General features: G+C 68.9%; 18 protein-coding genes. 9 read left to right on the top strand and 9 right to left on the bottom strand.

Annotation, left to right across the window (positions count from 1 at the left end):
* Together FHD67_RS13625 and FHD67_RS13620 are read left to right on the top strand one after the other, a co-directional pair.
* Window positions 1–397 (top strand): CAP domain-containing protein (locus FHD67_RS13625; protein ID WP_342775306.1); only part of this gene is annotated, 397 nt, incomplete at its 5' end.
* 57 nt (window positions 398–454) lie between these two features.
* The gene (locus FHD67_RS13620) at window positions 455–931 is read left to right on the top strand and encodes a CAP domain-containing protein (RefSeq protein WP_164871356.1); all 477 of its coding nucleotides are present in this window, start codon (window positions 455–457) and stop codon (window positions 929–931) included.
* On the opposite strand, the gene FHD67_RS13615 is transcribed toward FHD67_RS13620, so the two are convergent.
* A complete protein-coding gene (locus FHD67_RS13615) occupies window positions 928–2,730 on the bottom strand; it encodes an ABC transporter transmembrane domain-containing protein (RefSeq protein ID WP_139599001.1) in 1,803 nt (600 codons plus the stop codon). The genes FHD67_RS13620 and FHD67_RS13615 overlap by 4 nt on opposite strands.
* 70 nt (window positions 2,731–2,800) lie before the next feature.
* On the bottom strand, window positions 2,801–3,409 hold the full coding sequence (locus tag FHD67_RS13610; RefSeq protein WP_045983308.1) for a 5'-methylthioadenosine/S-adenosylhomocysteine nucleosidase: 609 nt from the start codon (window positions 3,407–3,409) through the stop codon (window positions 2,801–2,803).
* A gap of 131 nt (window positions 3,410–3,540) precedes the next feature.
* Here FHD67_RS13610 and zapE point away from each other — a divergent pair, with 131 nt between their 5' ends.
* Complete coding sequence (gene zapE / locus FHD67_RS13605; protein ID WP_139599000.1) at window positions 3,541–4,650, top strand: cell division protein ZapE; 1,110 nt, start codon at window positions 3,541–3,543, stop codon at window positions 4,648–4,650.
* Here zapE and FHD67_RS13600 read toward each other — a convergent pair.
* Window positions 4,647–5,264 (bottom strand): DsbA family protein, encoded by a 618-nt coding sequence (locus tag FHD67_RS13600; RefSeq protein ID WP_139598999.1) that lies wholly within the window; start codon window positions 5,262–5,264, stop codon window positions 4,647–4,649. The two genes, zapE and FHD67_RS13600, sit on opposite strands and share 4 nt — an antisense overlap.
* Window positions 5,265–5,324: 60 nt before the next feature.
* Between FHD67_RS13600 and FHD67_RS13595 the strand changes: the two genes are divergently transcribed.
* From FHD67_RS13595 to FHD67_RS13585, 3 genes are all read left to right on the top strand, one after another.
* Window positions 5,325–5,645 carry an HNH endonuclease family protein gene (locus FHD67_RS13595; RefSeq protein ID WP_232303365.1) on the top strand — a complete coding sequence of 107 codons (321 nt, stop codon included), beginning with the start codon at window positions 5,325–5,327 and terminating at the stop codon, window positions 5,643–5,645.
* 79 nt (window positions 5,646–5,724) lie between these two features.
* Window positions 5,725–5,934 carry a hypothetical protein gene (locus FHD67_RS13590; RefSeq protein ID WP_045983312.1) on the top strand — a complete coding sequence of 70 codons (210 nt, stop codon included), beginning with the start codon at window positions 5,725–5,727 and terminating at the stop codon, window positions 5,932–5,934.
* 265 nt (window positions 5,935–6,199) lie between these two features.
* The gene (locus FHD67_RS13585; protein WP_139598998.1) at window positions 6,200–6,781 is read left to right on the top strand and encodes an outer membrane protein; all 582 of its coding nucleotides are present in this window, start codon (window positions 6,200–6,202) and stop codon (window positions 6,779–6,781) included.
* A gap of 69 nt (window positions 6,782–6,850) precedes the next feature.
* Here FHD67_RS13585 and ettA read toward each other — a convergent pair whose 3' ends face one another.
* Genes ettA through rimO form a run of 3 tightly spaced genes read right to left on the bottom strand, consistent with a single transcriptional unit; the run spans window position 6,851 to window position 10,821 of the window.
* Entirely contained in the window at window positions 6,851–8,506 is a 1,656-nt protein-coding gene (ettA, locus tag FHD67_RS13580; protein WP_045983314.1) for an energy-dependent translational throttle protein EttA, read from the bottom strand.
* 55 nt (window positions 8,507–8,561) lie between these two features.
* Window positions 8,562–9,461: a sulfotransferase family protein gene (locus FHD67_RS13575; RefSeq protein WP_176695130.1), complete on the bottom strand. Its 900-nt coding sequence runs from the start codon at window positions 9,459–9,461 to the stop codon at window positions 8,562–8,564.
* Window positions 9,451–10,821 carry a 30S ribosomal protein S12 methylthiotransferase RimO gene (gene rimO / locus FHD67_RS13570; RefSeq protein ID WP_176695129.1) on the bottom strand — a complete coding sequence of 457 codons (1,371 nt, stop codon included), beginning with the start codon at window positions 10,819–10,821 and terminating at the stop codon, window positions 9,451–9,453. Before rimO ends, FHD67_RS13575 begins: the two co-directional genes overlap by 11 nt.
* 247 nt (window positions 10,822–11,068) lie before the next feature.
* On the opposite strand from rimO, the gene FHD67_RS13565 reads away from it, so the two are divergent.
* Window positions 11,069–11,539 carry a hypothetical protein gene (locus FHD67_RS13565; protein ID WP_239441348.1) on the top strand — a complete coding sequence of 157 codons (471 nt, stop codon included), beginning with the start codon at window positions 11,069–11,071 and terminating at the stop codon, window positions 11,537–11,539.
* Here FHD67_RS13565 and FHD67_RS13560 read toward each other — a convergent pair.
* From FHD67_RS13560 to mnmC2, 3 genes are all read right to left on the bottom strand, one after another.
* A complete protein-coding gene (locus FHD67_RS13560) occupies window positions 11,536–12,297 on the bottom strand; it encodes an ABC transporter permease (protein WP_045983333.1) in 762 nt (253 codons plus the stop codon). The two genes, FHD67_RS13565 and FHD67_RS13560, sit on opposite strands and share 4 nt — an antisense overlap.
* Before the next feature lie 2 nt (window positions 12,298–12,299).
* Window positions 12,300–13,229: an ABC transporter ATP-binding protein gene (locus tag FHD67_RS13555; RefSeq protein WP_045983316.1), complete on the bottom strand. Its 930-nt coding sequence runs from the start codon at window positions 13,227–13,229 to the stop codon at window positions 12,300–12,302.
* 108 nt (window positions 13,230–13,337) lie between these two features.
* Window positions 13,338–14,021, bottom strand: a complete 684-nt coding sequence (mnmC2, locus tag FHD67_RS13550) for a tRNA (5-methylaminomethyl-2-thiouridine)(34)-methyltransferase MnmC2 (protein ID WP_139598995.1) — start codon at window positions 14,019–14,021, stop codon at window positions 13,338–13,340.
* A gap of 28 nt (window positions 14,022–14,049) precedes the next feature.
* Here mnmC2 and FHD67_RS13545 point away from each other — a divergent pair, with 28 nt between their 5' ends.
* Complete coding sequence (locus FHD67_RS13545; RefSeq protein ID WP_139598994.1) at window positions 14,050–15,081, top strand: NAD(P)/FAD-dependent oxidoreductase; 1,032 nt, start codon at window positions 14,050–14,052, stop codon at window positions 15,079–15,081.
* 120 nt (window positions 15,082–15,201) lie between these two features.
* Window positions 15,202–16,470, top strand: coding sequence for a DUF4202 family protein (locus FHD67_RS21210; RefSeq protein ID WP_425467273.1), 1,269 nt, complete (start codon window positions 15,202–15,204; stop codon window positions 16,468–16,470).
* The last annotated feature ends 1 nt before the right edge of the window (window position 16,471 follow it).

Below are 16,471 nucleotides of genomic sequence, written 5' to 3'. Positions count from 1 at the left end.
GACGGCGCCGGACCGGAACGCGATGGCCGCGCAGGTGACCAACCGCGCGCGGGCCCGCGCCGGCCTGACGCCGCTGCGCGCCGATCCCCGGCTGGCCCGGGTCGCGGCGCGCCATGCCTGCGACATGGCGCAGCGCGGGCGCATGACCCATCTGGGCAGCACCACCACCGGACCCGCCATGCGCCTGAAGCAGGCGGGCTATCAGCCCACCGTCTCGGCCGAGAATATCGCCGCTGGGCCATTCTCGCTGCCGCGGGTGCTGTCGGAATGGACGGCCTCGCCGGGGCATCACGCCAACATCATGCTGCCGCAGGTGCGCGATTTCGGTGTGGGAGAGGCGACGTCCCAGGACGGGCGCACGACCTATTGGGCCGCCGTCTATGCGGCCCCCCGTTAGGCCGCGGGCATGACCTGCGGCCCGACCCGTTCGGATGACCACAAAGACGAGGATCGGATGACCCGACATTTCAACCGCATCGCCGCGCTGGCGCTGATCGTGGCCGGCGCATGGCCGGCCCATGCGTCGACATCCTGCGCCACGCCCCCGCCCCGGGCCAGCCAGGCGATCGCGTCCTCCGTCAGCCAGATGCGGGCCCAGGCCGGGCTGGGCGCGGTGACGGTCGATCCCGCGTTGACGGCCGCGGCGACCCGCCAGGCGTGCGAGATGGCCGCCCGCGGCAGACTCAGCCATCGGGGCGGCGGGGGCGTCAAGGCGCGCGCCCGGTCGGCGGGCTATGCCGCCTCCGTCGTGGCCGAGAACATCGCCGCGGGCCAGCGCGACGCAGGCGCCGCGATGCGCAGCTGGGCGCGGTCGGCGGGGCACCGGTCGAACATGCTGCATGCGCGGGTGCGCCATGTGGGCATCGGCCAGGCGCTTGCGGCGGACGGGCGGACGGTGTTCTGGGCGATGGTGCTGGCCGCCCCGCGCTAGGCGGAGTCGACCGTCCTGTCGCCCGGCCCGTCGGTGAACTGCATCCGCGCCAGGCGCGCATAGAGCCCGCCCTGCGCGACCAGTTCGTCATGGCTGCCGGTGGCCACGATCCGGCCCTGATCCAGGACCACGATCCGGTCGGCCTTCTTGACCGTCGCCAGGCGGTGGGCCACGACGACGGTCGTGCGCCCCTCGGCCAGGCGGCTGACGGCGGCCTGGACCAGCGATTCGGATTCCGCGTCCAGCGCGCTGGTCGCTTCGTCCAGCAGCAGGACCGGCGCGTCGCGCAGGATCGCGCGGGCGATGGCCACGCGCTGGCGCTGACCGCCGGAGAGCATCACGCCGCGTTCGCCCAACGCGGTGTCATAGCCCTGCGGCAGGGCCGCGATGAAGTCATGCGCATGCGCCGCCCGCGCCGCGGCCTGCACCTGCGCGTCGGTCGCGTCGGGGCGGCCAAGGCGGATGTTGTCGGCGGCGGATGCGGCAAAGATCACCGGGTCCTGGGGAACCAGCGCGATATGGCTGCGCAGATCGACGCGCGCCAGCTGGCGCAGGTCGGTGCCGTCCATCGTCACGCGACCCGATTGCGGATCCCAGAACCGCTGGATCAGCTGGATCACGGTCGTCTTGCCCGCCCCAGACGGGCCGACCAGCGCCACAGTCTCCCCCGGCCGGATGGTCAGGTCGATCCCGTGCAGGGCCGGGGCGTCGGGACGCGAGGGAAAGCTGAAGGCCACCCCCTCCAGCACGATCTCTCCGCGCACGGGCAGCAGCAGGGGCACCGGGCGCGCCGGATCGGTCAGCGTGTCCGTCGCGGACAGCAGTTCGGCCAGGCGTTCGGTCGCCCCGGCGGCGCGTTGCAGTTCGCCCCAGATCTCGGACAGGGCGCCGGCCGCGCCCGCGACCAGGATCGCATAGATCACGAACTGCACCAGCTGGCCCGCGGTCATCACCCCGTCCTGGACGTCGCGGGCACCGACCCAAAGCACGCCGATGACGCCCGCAAAGATCAGGAAGATCACGATGGCGGTCATCACCGCGCGGGTGCCGATGCGGGTGCGGGCCACGACATAGGACTGTTCGGTCACGTCGTCAAAGCGCACCATGCTGCGCGCCTCGGCGGTGTAGGCCTGGATGGTCTGGGCGGCCAGCAGGGTTTCGGAGGCGGTGCCCGAGGATGCGGCGATCCAGTCCTGGTTGGCGCGCGACAGGGCGCGCAGGCGGCGTCCCAGCACGATGATTGGGATCAGGATGGCGGGCACGATCAGCAGCACCAGCCCCATCAACTTGACCGAGGTCCAGGCCAGCATCGCCATGCCCCCCGCCAGGATCAGCATGTTGCGCAGCGCGATGGACAGCGACGACCCCACGACCGACTGGATCAACGTGGTGTCGGTGGTGATGCGCGACAGGATTTCTCCCGTCATCACGCGTTCGAAGAAGGCGGGCGACAGGGTGATCACGCGGGCATAGACGGCCTTGCGGATGTCGGCCACGACCCGTTCGCCCAACCGTGTCACGAAGAAGTACCGCGCCGCCGTGCCCAGGGCCAGCAGCGCCACGATCATCAGGGCCGCGCCGAAATACTTGTCCAGAAGGCCCGCGCCGTCGTCGAAATTGTCGACCACCCGGCGTGCGGCCAGCGGCAGGATCAGGCTGATCGCCGATGTCAGCACCAGCGCCACCAGCGCCAGCACCATCTGCCCGCGATAGGGCCGGACGAACGGCCACAGCGCGCCAAGCGCCCCCACCCGCCGGCTGGTGGGCCGGTCTTCCAGATTGCTTGCGCCGCGTGCCATGCTTGCCCGTCTTTGTCCGTTGCCGCCCCGGTTTAGGGGGCTGCCGCCCCAAGGACAAGCGTGCGCCCTGTCACAGGACCAGCCGTCCCTGCGCCAGCGCCTTGTGCAGCAGGTCCACCGCCGCGGCCAGCTTGCCGTCGATCACCTGAAGATAGCGGGTCCAGTCGTCCATCCCGCCCAGATCGGCCGCCCCGTCGGAGATGCCGCGCAGCCCGATCAGCGGCACGCCGAAATTCTGGGCGGCGCGCAGGTGGGCAAAGGTCTCCATGTCGACCATGTCCTCCTCGATCGCGGCATAGGCCGGGCCGCTGACGATGTCGGCGCCGGTGGACAGGCTGGCCACCGGCAGGCCGGGGATGCGGTGCGGCAGGTCGATCACCCGCGGCAGGTCCAGAAGCGGCGTGCAGCCCCGCGCGAACCCCAGCGCGCTGGCATCCATGTCGCGCCAAGCGACGGCGCCCACCTGATAGACCTCGGTCTGGGCCAGACGCGCGGACCCGGCCGACCCCAGCGACACGATCAGCCGGGGCAGCCGGTCCATGCGGGCCAGCGCGGCGGTCAGCTGCACCGCGGCCTCGATCGGGCCGATGCCGGTCATCAGCGGCTGGATGCGCGCGCGCAGGGCCGGGCCGTATTCGGGCTGGGCGGCCATCACGAACAGGATCGGCAGGTCGGTCATCGGCGCACCTTCGTCAGCAGGGATCGCGTCGGGCGTCGCACGGCCACGCCGCGGCGGTCAAGGCCGCAGACCCTTGCGGGCACGGGCCGCGCCGTGGCAGGGGTGCATCGGTCACAGGACAGGGGCACGCCATGGGCAAGGTCAGCGATCTTTACCGCCAGCGCATCGCATCGGGCGCGCTGCGCCACGACGACGCGCAGGCAGCGGTGCTGCCGCACATGGACCGCGTTCTGGATCAGCTGCAGGCGGCACCGCCGCAGAAACCGCGATCGGCGTGGCGGGCCTTTTTGGGCGTGGGCAGCCCCGATCCGGTGCCCGCGGTGCAGGGGTTGTATCTGTGGGGCGGCGTGGGGCGCGGCAAGTCCATGCTGATGGACCTGATGGCCGACGCGGCCGGCGACATTCCCACCCGGCGGGTGCATTTCCACGAATTCATGCAGGAGATCCAGGCCGGCCTGAACGAGGCGCGCAAGCGCGGCGAGCAGGACACCGTCCGCCCCGTGGCCGAGGCCGTGGCGGCCCAGGTCCGCCTGCTGTGCTTTGACGAGATGCAGATCACCGACATCGCCGACGCGATGATCGTGGGGCGGCTGTTCCAGGTTCTGTTCGACCAGGGGATGACGGTGGTCACAACGTCGAACCGCGAACCGGACGACCTGTACAAGCATGGGCTGAACCGCCAGCTGTTCCTGCCCTTCATCGCGCTGATCCGCCAGCGGATGGAGGTGGTGTGCCTGGACAGCCGCACCGACTATCGCCAGAACCGCCAGGGCGGCCAGGTCTGGTTCGCCCCCGCCGATGCGGCGGCACGGGCCGAACTGGACGCCGTCTGGGCCGAGTTGACCGGCGACGCCACGCCCGAACCGCTGGTCCTGACCGTGCAGGGGCGCCAGGTCACCCTGCCTGCCCATGTCGGGCGCGCGGCACGGTCCAGCTTCTGGGACCTGTGCGGCAAGCCGCTTGGGCCCGCGGATTACCTGGCGGTGGCGCGGGCGGTCGACGTGCTGCTGATCGACGGCGTGCCGCGGCTGTCGGCGTCGAACTATAACGAGGCCAAGCGCTTCGTGACGCTGATCGACGCCCTTTACGAGGCGCGGGTCCGGCTGATCGCCAGCGGCGCGGACCAGCCCGAACAGCTGTACAACGAGGGCGAAGGCAGCTTCGAGTTCGAACGAACCGCATCCCGCCTGCGCGAGATGCAGGACGCCGCGTGGGGGCGGCGCGACCCGGCGGGGGACTAGACCCCCATCGTCCGCCGTCCGCGCTGGACCAGCGCGCGCAGCTCCTCCAGCGTCATCGCGCCGAACGCGGCCTCGTCCCCGCAGATGAAGCTTGGCGTGCCCATCAGCCCCATGTGGTCGCCCAGCAGGTGGCTGTAGGTGATGTGGCGTTCGACGGTATCGGCCTGCATGCCCGTGCGGATCGTGGCCTCGTCCAGGCCCAGGTCGCGGACAACGCGCATCACGGTCGCCTCCTCGGCGCGGGCGCGCATGCCCAGCAGGGCGGCGTGCAGCCGCCAGTAGTTCCCCGTGGGCAGCGTCGCCAGCGACGCGCGCGCCGCGAATTCCGATCCGGGACCGAAGACCGGCCATTCGCGCAGCACTACCCGCAGCTGGGGGTCCGACCGGACCAGTTCCGACATCAGCGGCAGCATCGTCTTGCAGTGCGGACAGTTGTAATCGAAGAACTCGGTCAGGGTGATGTTGCCGTCGGGATTGCCCAGCACCGGTGCGGTCGGGTCGCGTTCCAGCGCCTGGCGCAGCTCCTCCGGCATCGGGTTGGGGCGGTCCTGCGCAAAGGCGGGCATCGCCGCGAAGGCACCGGCAGAGGCCAGAAGAAAGCGGCGGGTCGGCATGGCTTGTCCTTTCGGCGGGTCCGGGGTCAGATGTCCTTGGGCCTAACCGACGGCGGACAGATGCGTAAATCCAGATATACCGAACCAGAGGTCACGATGGCGTCAGACCCTGACCCGGTCTGCCCGCTGTGCCTGCGCCCGATCCCGCCCGACGTGCCGCAAAGCCGCCATCACCTGATCCCCAAGCTGCGCGGCGGCAAGGGGGGCCCCACGGTGCTGCTGCACCACATCTGCCACAAGACGATCCACAAGACCCTGCGCGAGACGGAGCTGGCGCGAAACGTGAACACGGTCGAGGCGCTGCGCACCCATCCCGACCTGGCCCCGTTCTGGGCCTGGATCGCCCGCCGCCCGCCGGGCTTTTCCGGAAAGACGCGCTGACACCATCGGTTTTTCCGCTTTGCGGAAGCGTGATTCGGGCGCACCCTGAGGCAGTCGTCCCCTGTGAAAGGACTGTCCCATGCCCCGATCGTTCCTGACCGCGCTGGCCTTGGGTGCCCTGACCGCCCCTGCGGCCTGGGCCCAGACCGGGCCGCCCCAGGCCCCGGCGCCCGCGCCCATCGTGATCCCCGCCCCCCAGGACGCCCGCACCCCCGATGCCCCCCTGCCGACCAATCCAGCCATGACCGGCAAGCGGTCCTGCGGCGGGGCCCGGCAGGTCACATCCTGACAGGCGCACGGCCTCGACAAGGTCCGCGCCGGCGGTGAACCGCGCGTCTCGGCCTGAGCGCCCTGGCTCTGGCGGCAGGTCGTGATCGGCGCAGGCCCCCTGTGCGGCCCCACGCACGGGTTCGGCTGGCGTCGCTCACGCGGGTTCACAAGCCTGTGGTTGCGGCCATGCAACGCCGCGCACGGGCATTTCGGGCGTCAACCTTTCGGCAGCAGGGTCAGACGGTTAGGTCTGCCCCGTCATCAGACTGAGAAGGACCCCCATCATGAAACTTGCATTCGCAACCCTGGGCGCAAGCCTGTTCGCCGTCACCGCCCATGCCGGCGGCTATGTCGCCCCCGTGGTCGAGCCCGCCCCCGCACCCGTCGTCGCGCCCGTCGCGGCACCCGTGTCCGACTGGACCGGCTTCTATGCCGGTCTGCAGTACGGCCAGGGCGATGCCGACGTGAACTTCGACGGCGACAGCGTGTCGAGCGACTTTGACGCCTACGGCGTGCACGGCGGCTACAACCGCGATTTCGGCCAGTTCGTCCTGGGCGGCGAGCTGGACTACAACCGCATCGACCTGGACGAGGCCGGCGAAGGCGACCTGGTCCGGCTGCGCGGCCGCGCGGGCTATGACCTGGGCCGCTTCATGCCCTACGTCTCTCTGGGCGCTGCCCATGTCGATGCGGACGACCTGTCGGAAACCGCCTTCACCTATGGCATCGGCGCCGACTTCAAGGTCACCGAGCGCATGACCCTGGGCGCGGAATACACCCGCCAGGACTTCGACGACGTCAACGACGTGTCGGGCCTCGACCTCGACACCGACATGGTGCAGGTGCGCGCCTCGTTCCGGTTCTGATCGAAACGGTCCGAACGCGAAAGGCGGCCCCCGCGGGGGCCGCCTTTTTCATTGCCGCAACAGGTGCGATCAGCGCGTGAACTTCTTGTACTTCACGCGCTTGGGGTTCACCGAATCGGGGCCCAAGCGGCGGATCTTGTCCTCCTCATAGGCCTCGAAATTGCCTTCGAACCATTCGACATGCGCGTCGCCCTCGAACGCCAGGATGTGCGTGCACAGACGGTCCAGGAAGAAGCGGTCGTGGCTGATGATCACCGCGCAGCCCGCGAAATCGTCCAGCGCCGCCTCCAGCGCCTGCAGCGTCTCGACGTCCAGGTCGTTGGTCGGTTCGTCCAGCAGCAGTACGTTGCCGCCCGATTTCAGCAGCTTGGCCATGTGCACGCGGTTGCGTTCGCCGCCCGACAGGGTGCCGACCTTCTTCTGCTGGTCGCTGCCCTTGAAGTTGAAGGCGCTGCAATAGGCGCGGCTGTTCATCGTCGCGTCGCCCAGGGCGATCAGCTCGGCGCCGCCGCTGATCTCCTCCCAGACGTTGTGGTTGTCGCCCAGCGCGTCGCGCGACTGGTCGACATAGGACAGCTGCACCGTCTCGCCCAGGGTGATCGTGCCCTCGTCGGGCTGCTCCTGGCCGGTCAGCATGCGGAACAGCGTCGACTTGCCCGCGCCGTTCGGACCGATCACGCCGACGATGCCGCCGGGCGGGATGGTGAAGTCCAGGTTCTCGATCAGCAGCTTGTCGCCCATCGCCTTCTTCAGGCCGATGACCTCGATCACCTTGCCGCCCAGGCGCTCGCCGTTCGGGATGATGATCTGGGCGCTGGTGATGCGCTCTTTCTCGGTCTTGTTGGCCATCTCGTTATAGGCGTTGACGCGGGCCTTCTGCTTGGCCTGACGGGCCTTGGCGCCGGCGCGGATCCATTCCAGTTCCTTCTCCAGGACCTTCTGCTTGGACTTGTCCTCGCGGGCCTCCTGCGCCACGCGCTTGGCCTTGGCGTCCAGCCACGAGGAATAGTTCCCCTCGTGCGGGATGCCGCGGCCGCGCTCCAGCTCCAGGATCCAGGTCGTGATGTCGTCCAGGAAATAGCGGTCGTGGGTGACGATCAGGATCGTGCCCTTGTATTCGATCAGGTGCTTTTGCAGCCAGGCGATGGTCTCGGCGTCCAGGTGGTTGGTCGGTTCGTCCAGCAGCAGCATGTCGGGCGCCTCAAGCAGCAGCTTGCACAGTGCGACCCGGCGGCGTTCTCCGCCCGACAGGGTACTGACATCGGCGTCGTCGGGCGGGCAGCGCAGGGCCTCCATCGCGACATCGACCTGGCTGTCCAGGTCCCACAGGTTCTCGGCGTCGATCTGGTCCTGCAGGGCGGACATCTCCTCGGCGGTCTCGTCCGAGTAGTTCATCGCCAGCTCGTTATAGCGGTCCAGCTTGGCCTGCTTGGCCGCGACCCCCAGCATGACGTTGCCGCGCACGTCCAGGCTTTCGTCCAGATGCGGCTCCTGCGGCAGATAGCCGACGGTCGCGCCCTTGGCGGCCCAGGCCTCTCCGGTGAAATCCTTGTCGATGCCGGCCATCACGCGCATCAGGCTGGATTTGCCCGATCCGTTGACGCCGACGACGCCGATCTTGACGCCCGGAAGGAAGTTCAGCTTGATGTTCTCAAACACCTTCTTGCCGCCGGGATAGGTCTTGGACACGCCGTCCATGTGGTAGACGAACTGATAGGACGCCATCGGAAACTCCTGTGAATTTGCCGCTTTGTAAGGGAAACGGGCGTCCGATGGAAGATCAGCGCACCTCGTCCACGAAATCGCCGCCCATGATGTCGCGCAGCGCGTCCATCTGGGGGGCCAGGCGCGCCTCCAGCGCGGCGATGGCCGCGGGGGGCGGCATCGGGCCGTCGGGATTGGCGAACACCTTCTGCGTCAGGTTGGCGTAGAAGCATGGGCCCAGCCCCAGATGCGCCTCGACCGCGTCCATCACCCGGTGCGGGGCGCGCGCGATCCGACCGAAGGGCAGGACCAGCATGTCGGGATAGCGCCTAAGCCAGCGCGGCAGATAGGCGGCATAGTCGCCCCGTTCATCCAGGACCGGGTTCGCGACCTCGGCCAGCCAGTCGGCCTCGGTCGCAGGCACGCGCTTTTCCCGGCGCAGGTTCATGCGCAGCTGCGATATGGCGCGATCGACGGGGTGGCGGATCAGATAGATCACGCGCGCCTTGGGCAGCAGGTCGCGGACCGCCTGCACCCCCTCGTCCGGCAGGCCGGAATATTCCGGGGTGAAATCCATCGGCATCGCGTGTTCGGGCGCGGGGGCGAAGACGCGCTTGTACCACTGGTTGTGGAACATCTTGCCGCTGGTGATGGCCGTCAGATAGGCGTCCAGCTCGGGCTGCAGCTCGACCTTGCGCGCCTTGTGGCGGTCGCGGATCTCCTGCGGCTTGTTGCGGTAATGCCAGGCGATCCAGCGGCGGTGTTCGGGGATGTGCAGATGGTTGAAATACTGCACCTCCTTGAAGGGCGGGATCCAGACCTGCGGATGCTGGCCCAGCATCTGGGCCAGCCAGCTGGTCCCGGCCTTCTGCGCGCCGATGCACAGCGCGCCGGGCTTGCGGGGCTGGCCCTGGGGATCGAAGGCCGGGCTGATCGTCAGCGTGGTGACCAGGCGCGACAGGGCGTCAGCGCTCAAGTGTTCCCCAAAGGTCATAATCGCCCGCCTCATCCACCGTCACGGTCACAATATCGCCCGGCGACAGGGCGTCAAACCCCTCGTCGATGAACAGGTTTCCGTCAATCTCGGGGGCGTCGGCCTTGGTGCGGCAGGTGGCGCCACGCTCGTCGACCTCGTCGACGATCACCTGGATTCGCTGGCCGACCTTGGCCTCCAGCTTGGCGGCGCTGATGGCCTGGGCCTTCTCCATGAACCGCGCAAAGCGGTCCTGCTTTACCTCGGCGGGCACGTGGTCGGGCAGGTCGTTGGCCCGCGCGCCCTTGACGTTTTCGTACTGGAAGGCGCCGACGCGGTCCAGCTGCGCCTCGTCCAGCCAGTCCAGCAGGGTCTGGAACTCTGCCTCGGTCTCTCCGGGATAGCCCACGATGAAGGTCGAGCGCAGGGTGATGTCGGGGCAGATGTAGCGCCAGGCGGCGATCTCGTCCAGGGTCTTGGCCGCCGCCGCCGGACGCGCCATGCGGCGCAGGACGCCGGGGTGGGCGTGCTGGAACGGAATGTCCAGATAGGGCAGGACCAGGCCATCCGCCATCAGCGGGATCAGGTCGCGCACATGCGGATAGGGATAGACGTAATGCAGCCGCACCCAGGCCCCAAGGCTGCCCAGATCACGCGCCAAATCGGTGATGTGGGCGCGGTGCCCCCGGTCGGTCGCGTGCTTCAGGTCCAGCCCATAGGCGCTGGTGTCCTGGCTGATGACCAGCAGTTCCCGCACCCCGGCCTGCACCAGGCGCTCGGCCTCGCGCACCACGGCATGGGCCGGGCGGCTGACCAGACGGCCGCGCATGTCGGGGATGATGCAGAACTTGCACTTGTGATTGCAGCCTTCCGATATCTTCAGATAGCTGTAATGGCGCGGCGTCAGGCTGACCCCGCTGGCGGGCAGCAGGTCGATGAACGGATCGGGCTGCGGCGGCACGGCGGCATGGACCGCGTCCAGCACCTGTTCATATTGATGCGGACCGGTCACGGCCAGCACCTTGGGATGCGCACCGGTGATGTAATCCGGTTCCGCCCCCAGGCAGCCGGTGACGATGACGCGGCCATTCTCGCGCAGCGCCTCGCCGATGGCATCCAGGCTCTCTGCCTTGGCGCTGTCCAGGAACCCGCAGGTGTTCACCACCACGGCATCCGCGCCATGGTAATCGGCGCTGATCGCATAGCCTTCGGCCCGCAGGCGCGTCAGGATGCGTTCGCTGTCCACCAGCGCCTTGGGGCAGCCAAGGCTGACCATGCCGATGGTCGGCTGACCATCACGACGGTCATCCGGGACGCGCGCACGCGCAAGGTCGGGGCGAAGTTCGGGCGGGTTCTGCTGCATCCGCCGCACATAAGCGATTCTGGATCGCGGGGGAAGTCCGTTCCGCGGTCAGCGGCGGCCCATGAAACGACGGATCATCTTGAAGATGGCAAACAGCTTGAGCAGGCGGAACATTGGCTTCTCCGATATGGGTTCGCGGGCCCAACGTCCCCCGCGGGCAACCGGTTCACGGCAATGCGCGTTCCCGATGCCCGTCGTCGCCGGAACGTGATTTCACCACCGCCCGAAAAAAGGACCAGATGTCGCCATGATGAAGCCCCGCCGCCTTGCCCTGATCCTTGCCGCCGCCCTGACGGTCGCGACCCCCGCCTTGGCCCAGCAGCCGCAAGGCATCCAGCGCGCGGGAGAGTTCATCGACGTGTGGAACAACCGCGGCGGCAATGTGCTGGAGATGGTGCAGACCCGGCAGGAGCTGGCATCGTCGGGCCGCACGGTGCGCATCCGCGGCTATTGCCGGTCGGCCTGCACGATCCTGACGACGATGCCCAATGCCTGCCTGGGGCCGCAGGCGCGGATCGGGTTTCACGCGCCGCGCATCCAGGGCACCCAGATCATCCCACCCTATGTCGATCAGATCATGGGCAACTTCTATCGTGGCGGCATCCGCGAGCGGTGGTTCGGGGGCTGGAACCGCTCGATGGAGATGAAGATCATCTCGGCCCGCGAATACGTGCGACTGGACCCGCAGGCGCGGATCTGCGGCAGCCTGCGCCCCTAGTCGCGCAGGCGCCAGCCGGTGGCAAAGATCCAGCGGATGATGGCCAGGCAGATCACGACCATGATCCCCACCGCCACCAGCGACACCCCCACCGGCACGTCGGCCAGTCCAAAGAACGACCAGCGGAACCCCGAGATCAGGTAGAGGACCGGGTTCAGCTTGGCCACGCCCTCCCAGAAGGGCGGCAGCATGCTGGCCGAATAGAAGGCGCCGCCCAGGAAGACCAGCGGCATGATGACCATCATCGGCACGATCTGCAGCTGTTCGAACGACTTGGCCCACAGCCCGATGATGAAGCCCAGCAGGCTGAAGCCGATCGACGACAGGACCAGGAAGGCCACCATCCAGAACGGGTGCAGGATGTGGACGCCGACGAAGACGAAGCTGGTCAGCAGGATCACCAGCGCGATCAGGATCGACTTGACCGCCGCCGCGCCGACGAAGCCCATCGTCACCTCGATCCAGCCGACGGGCGACACCAGGTATTCATAGATCGTGCCGCTGAACTTGGGAAAATAGATGCCGAAGCTTGCGTTGCTGACGGCCTGCTGCAGCACGGTCAGCATCATCAGGCCGGGCACGATGAAGGCCGCGTATTCGACCCCCTCGACCGACTGGATGCGCCCGCCGATGGCCGCGCCGAAGACGACGAAATACAGCACCGTGGACAGCACGGGCGATGCCAGCGACTGCCAGATGGTGCGGAAGAACCGCATCATCTCGTGGTGAAAGATGGACCAGACGCCAAACCAGTTGATGCTCATGCCGCGTCCTCGGAGACCAGGGAAAGGAAGACGTCCTCGAGGCTGGATTGCCGCGTGGACACGTCGCGCACGGTGATGCCGCGCGCGGCCAGATCGCCAAGAAGGCGCGCGATGCCGGTACGTTCGGCCCGCGTGTCGTATTCGAAGGACAGCCGCCGCCCGTCATCCGACAGCGACAACCCGCGCCCGGACAGATCGTCCGGGATCGCGGCCAAAGGCTGGTCCAGCTCGATCGACAGGGTCTTCTTGCCGAACTCTCCCATCAGCTCGCTGGTCGGCTTGACCAGCAGCAGGCTGCCCTTGGCGATGACGCCGATGCGGTCGGCCATCTCCTCGGCCTCCTCCAGGTAATGGGTGGTCAGGATGATCGTCACGCCCTCGCGGCGCAGATCGCCCACGACCTGCCACATCTCGCGGCGCAGGGCGACGTCGACGCCCGCCGTGGGTTCGTCCAGGAACAGCACCTTGGGCTGGTGCGACAGCGCCTTGGCGATCAGCACGCGGCGCTTCATGCCGCCCGACAGTTCCCGCGTGGCGGCGTCGCGCTTGTCCCACAGCGACAGCGACCGCAGGATGCGCTCGATATAGGCCTCGTCCGGGGGCATGCCGTACAGCCCGCGGGTGAAGCGGACGCAGTTGATGACCTTCTCGAACGGTTCCAGCGCGATTTCCTGGGGGACCAGGCCGATCAGCTTGCGCGCGGCGCGCCAGTCTGTGCGGATGTCGTGCCCGCCCACGCGGACCGTGCCGCCGGTCGGCACCACCAGCCCGCAGATGATCGAGATCAGCGTGGTCTTGCCCGCCCCGTTCGGGCCCAGCAGGGCGATGATCTCTCCCTCGTCGATGGACAGGGTCACGTCGTCCAGCGCCTTGGTGCCGCTGCCATATTCCTTGGACAGGTGGTCGATGTCGATGATCGCGCCCATGGGCCTCTCCTGTAGGTGAGTTCGGGGACCGTGGCGCGCCTCGCGCACAGCTGTCCGGTCCCGCAGATAGGCCCTGCCCGCCCCGATTGCCAGTGCGGGACCGCGGATTCAGCCGTCCGACGTCCTCAGCCGCCCCCGGCACATGTGGCGCTTGCGCCCGAAACCGGGGCTGCGGAGGACCTCGAACCCGGCATCCGACAGCGCCTGGCGGACATGGCCCGCGGCGGTATAGGTGGCGAACGTGCCCCCCGGCGCGGTATGCGCGCCCACCTCGGCCATCACGTCCGCGCCCCACATCTGCGGGTTCTTGGCCGGAGAGAATCCGTCCAGGAACCATGCATCCGCCGCGGCCCGCCACGCGGGCAAGGTCCGGCGCACATCGCCCAGGACCACGGTCAGCGCGACCTGTCCCACGCGGATCACCCCCTGCCCCCACCCGTCGCGCAGCTGCGCCGCCAGCGCCGACAGGTCGGGAAAGGCGGCATGCGCCTGCTCCAGCTGGACGCGGCTCATCGGAAAGGCCTCGAAGCTGGTCATCCGCACGGGCACCGTCGCCACCTGCGCCAGCGCCAATGCGTTCAGACCAGTGCCGAACCCCGTCTCGGCCACGTGGAACCCCGGCCTCAGCCGCGCGGGCAGGTCGTTGCCCGCAAGGAAGACGTGCCGCGTCTCCTCTAGCCCGCCGCCCAGGCTGAAATAGGGGTCGTCGAACTGCTGTGACACGGGAACGCCCCCATCGCGCCAGTCCAGCGCAGGCTCGTCATCGGGGCGGGGATGGGCTAGGTCGCTCATGACGCATCTGTCGGGAAAGGACGCGGCTTTGGCAAGGGTGATCCATGTGGCGGGGGCCGGCGTCTTCGGGCTGGCCTGTGCCTGGGCGTTGATCCGGCGCGGCGCGCGGGTCACCGTGTTCGAGGCCGCGACCATCGGCGCAGGATCCTCGGGCGGCCATGTGGGCGCCCTGGCCCCCCATGCGCCCGACCCCTGGAACATCAAGAAACAGCTGCAGCTGGACAGCCTTCTGGCCGCCCCCGCCTTCTGGGCCAGCGTCGAACTGGCCTCCCGCCTGCCCACGGGTTACGCCCGCACCGGCCGCCTGCAACCCGTGCCCGACATGGATACCGCCGCCCGCCTGCCCGACCGCATCGCGGCCGCCGCGCGCCAGTGGCCCGCCGCCATGGGCATGGCGCTGACCCGCGACCCCCAGGGCCCGCTGATCCCGCCCAGCCCCACCGGCCTGTGGCTGACCGACGGGCTGACCGCCCGCCTGAACCCCCGCGCCGCCCTGCAGGCCCTGGCCGCGGCGATCCGCGCCGGGGGCGGCCAGATCCATGAACATACGCCGGCCCCCGACGCCCACGCCCCCACGATCTGGGCCACGGGCACGCCGGGACTTGTGGCGCTGAACAGCGCGCTGGACCGCAAGATCGGTCAGGGGGTCAAGGGTCAGTCGCTGCTTCTCTCCCACGCCGCCCCGGACAGCCCTCAGGTCTTTGCCGACGGGCTGCACATCGTGCCCCATGCGGACGGCACCACGGCCATAGGCTCGACCTCGGAAAACACCTACGACACCGTACACCCCGATCATCAGGCCCAGGACCTGCTGGCCCGCGCCGTCGCGATCTGCCCGGCGCTGGCCGATGCACCCGTCCTCGACATCTGGGCCGGCCTGCGCCCCCGCGCCCGCTCGCGCGCGCCGGTGCTGGCCCCGTGGCCCGGCCGCCCCGGCCACCTGATCGTCAATGGCGGATTTAAGATCGGCTTCGGCATGGCCCCGCTGATCGCCGACCTGACCGCACAGATCCTTCTGGACGACCGCCGGGACATCCCCGACCTCTTCGCCCTGCCCTGAGATTTCTCCTTTGCCCAAATACCCCGGGGGAGTCCGCAGGACGGGGGGCGGCGCCCCCCTGCCCGCTTGCCACCTGCGCGCGCCCCGCGCACACTCCCCCCGAACCAGCCGGAGCCCGCGATGACCCGCCTCGACCATGCCTTCACCGCTATCGATGCCGCCAATGCCCAGGATCCGAACCTGGACGACGGCAAGCCTGCGAACCTCCTCTATGGCCAGCGCATGACGGCGGAACAGCAGCGCCTGTTCCCCGACGCCGACGACGTTCTGCGCATCGCCTGCCGCGGCCAGCATGTCGAACGCTGGCTGCTGCCGCGGGCCGACTATCCGATGAACCGCCCCGGCTATCTGGCCTGGCGCCAGGAACAGGGCCGCCGTCACGCGGATCGCATCGCCGGCATCATGGCCGATGCGGGCTATGACGCCGATGACATCGACCGCGCCCGCAAGATGCTGACGAAACAGGGCATCAAGCGCGACCCCCAGGTGCAGGCGCTGGAGGATGTGATCTGCTTCACCTTCATCCGCTGGTATCTGGGCGACTTCATGGCCGAACAGCCCGATCACAAGATCCCCCGCATCATCGAGAAGACCGCCCGCAAGATGTCGGCCGAGGCCCGCGCTCGCGCCTTGGCCGAATTCCCCATGCCCGCGGCGCTGGCCCAATATTTCCACGACGCCGATCAGCCGCAGACCCTGTCGCGCGCCGTCATCGTCTCGCATGGTCAGCCCGGCGACCCCGCCCCCCAGCAGGCCGCCATCGAGGCGCTGGCCGCCCAGGTCGCGGCCCACGCCCCCGGCGTCGAGGTCCTGGGCGCGACCTTGGCCGACCCCGACGCCCTGCCCCGCACCTGCCGCAGCGACTGCATCATCTATCCGATGTTCATGGCCGAGGGCTGGTTCACCGGCGTCGAACTGCCCCGCCGCCTGACCCAGGCCGGCGCGCCGGGCGCGCATATCATGCGCCCCTTCGGCACCGATCCGGGCCTCGACGCGCTGGTCGTCGAAAAGGCGCGGCAGGCGGCGGAGACGCAGGGCTGGGCGCTGTCCGACACGACGCTGCTGCTGTCGGCGCATGGATCGCAGCGCGGACAGGCCAGCCATGACATCACCATGGCGCTGGCCGCCCGCATCGCGCCGCATTTCGCCCGCGTCGTCGCGGGCTTCGTCGAGCAGGAGCCCTTCATCGCCGACGCCGCCCGCGACCTCGACCGCGCCATCAGCCTGCCGCTGTTCGCACTGCGCGCCGAACATGTGCTGGACGACCTGCCGCAGGCGCTGGATCAGGCGGGCTTCACCGGCCCGCGCCTGGACCCGGTGGGCCTGGCCCCCGAAGTGCCCGCGATGATCGCAGCCTCCATCGCCCGAGAAGTTTCAAGCTTGAAATGAT

Source organism: Paracoccus haeundaensis (assembly GCF_006239215.1).
GTDB classification, from domain to species: domain Bacteria; phylum Pseudomonadota; class Alphaproteobacteria; order Rhodobacterales; family Rhodobacteraceae; genus Paracoccus; species Paracoccus marcusii.
The sequence above is the reverse complement of the archived record's forward strand: the minus strand, read 5'-3'. Positions and strand labels throughout refer to the sequence as shown.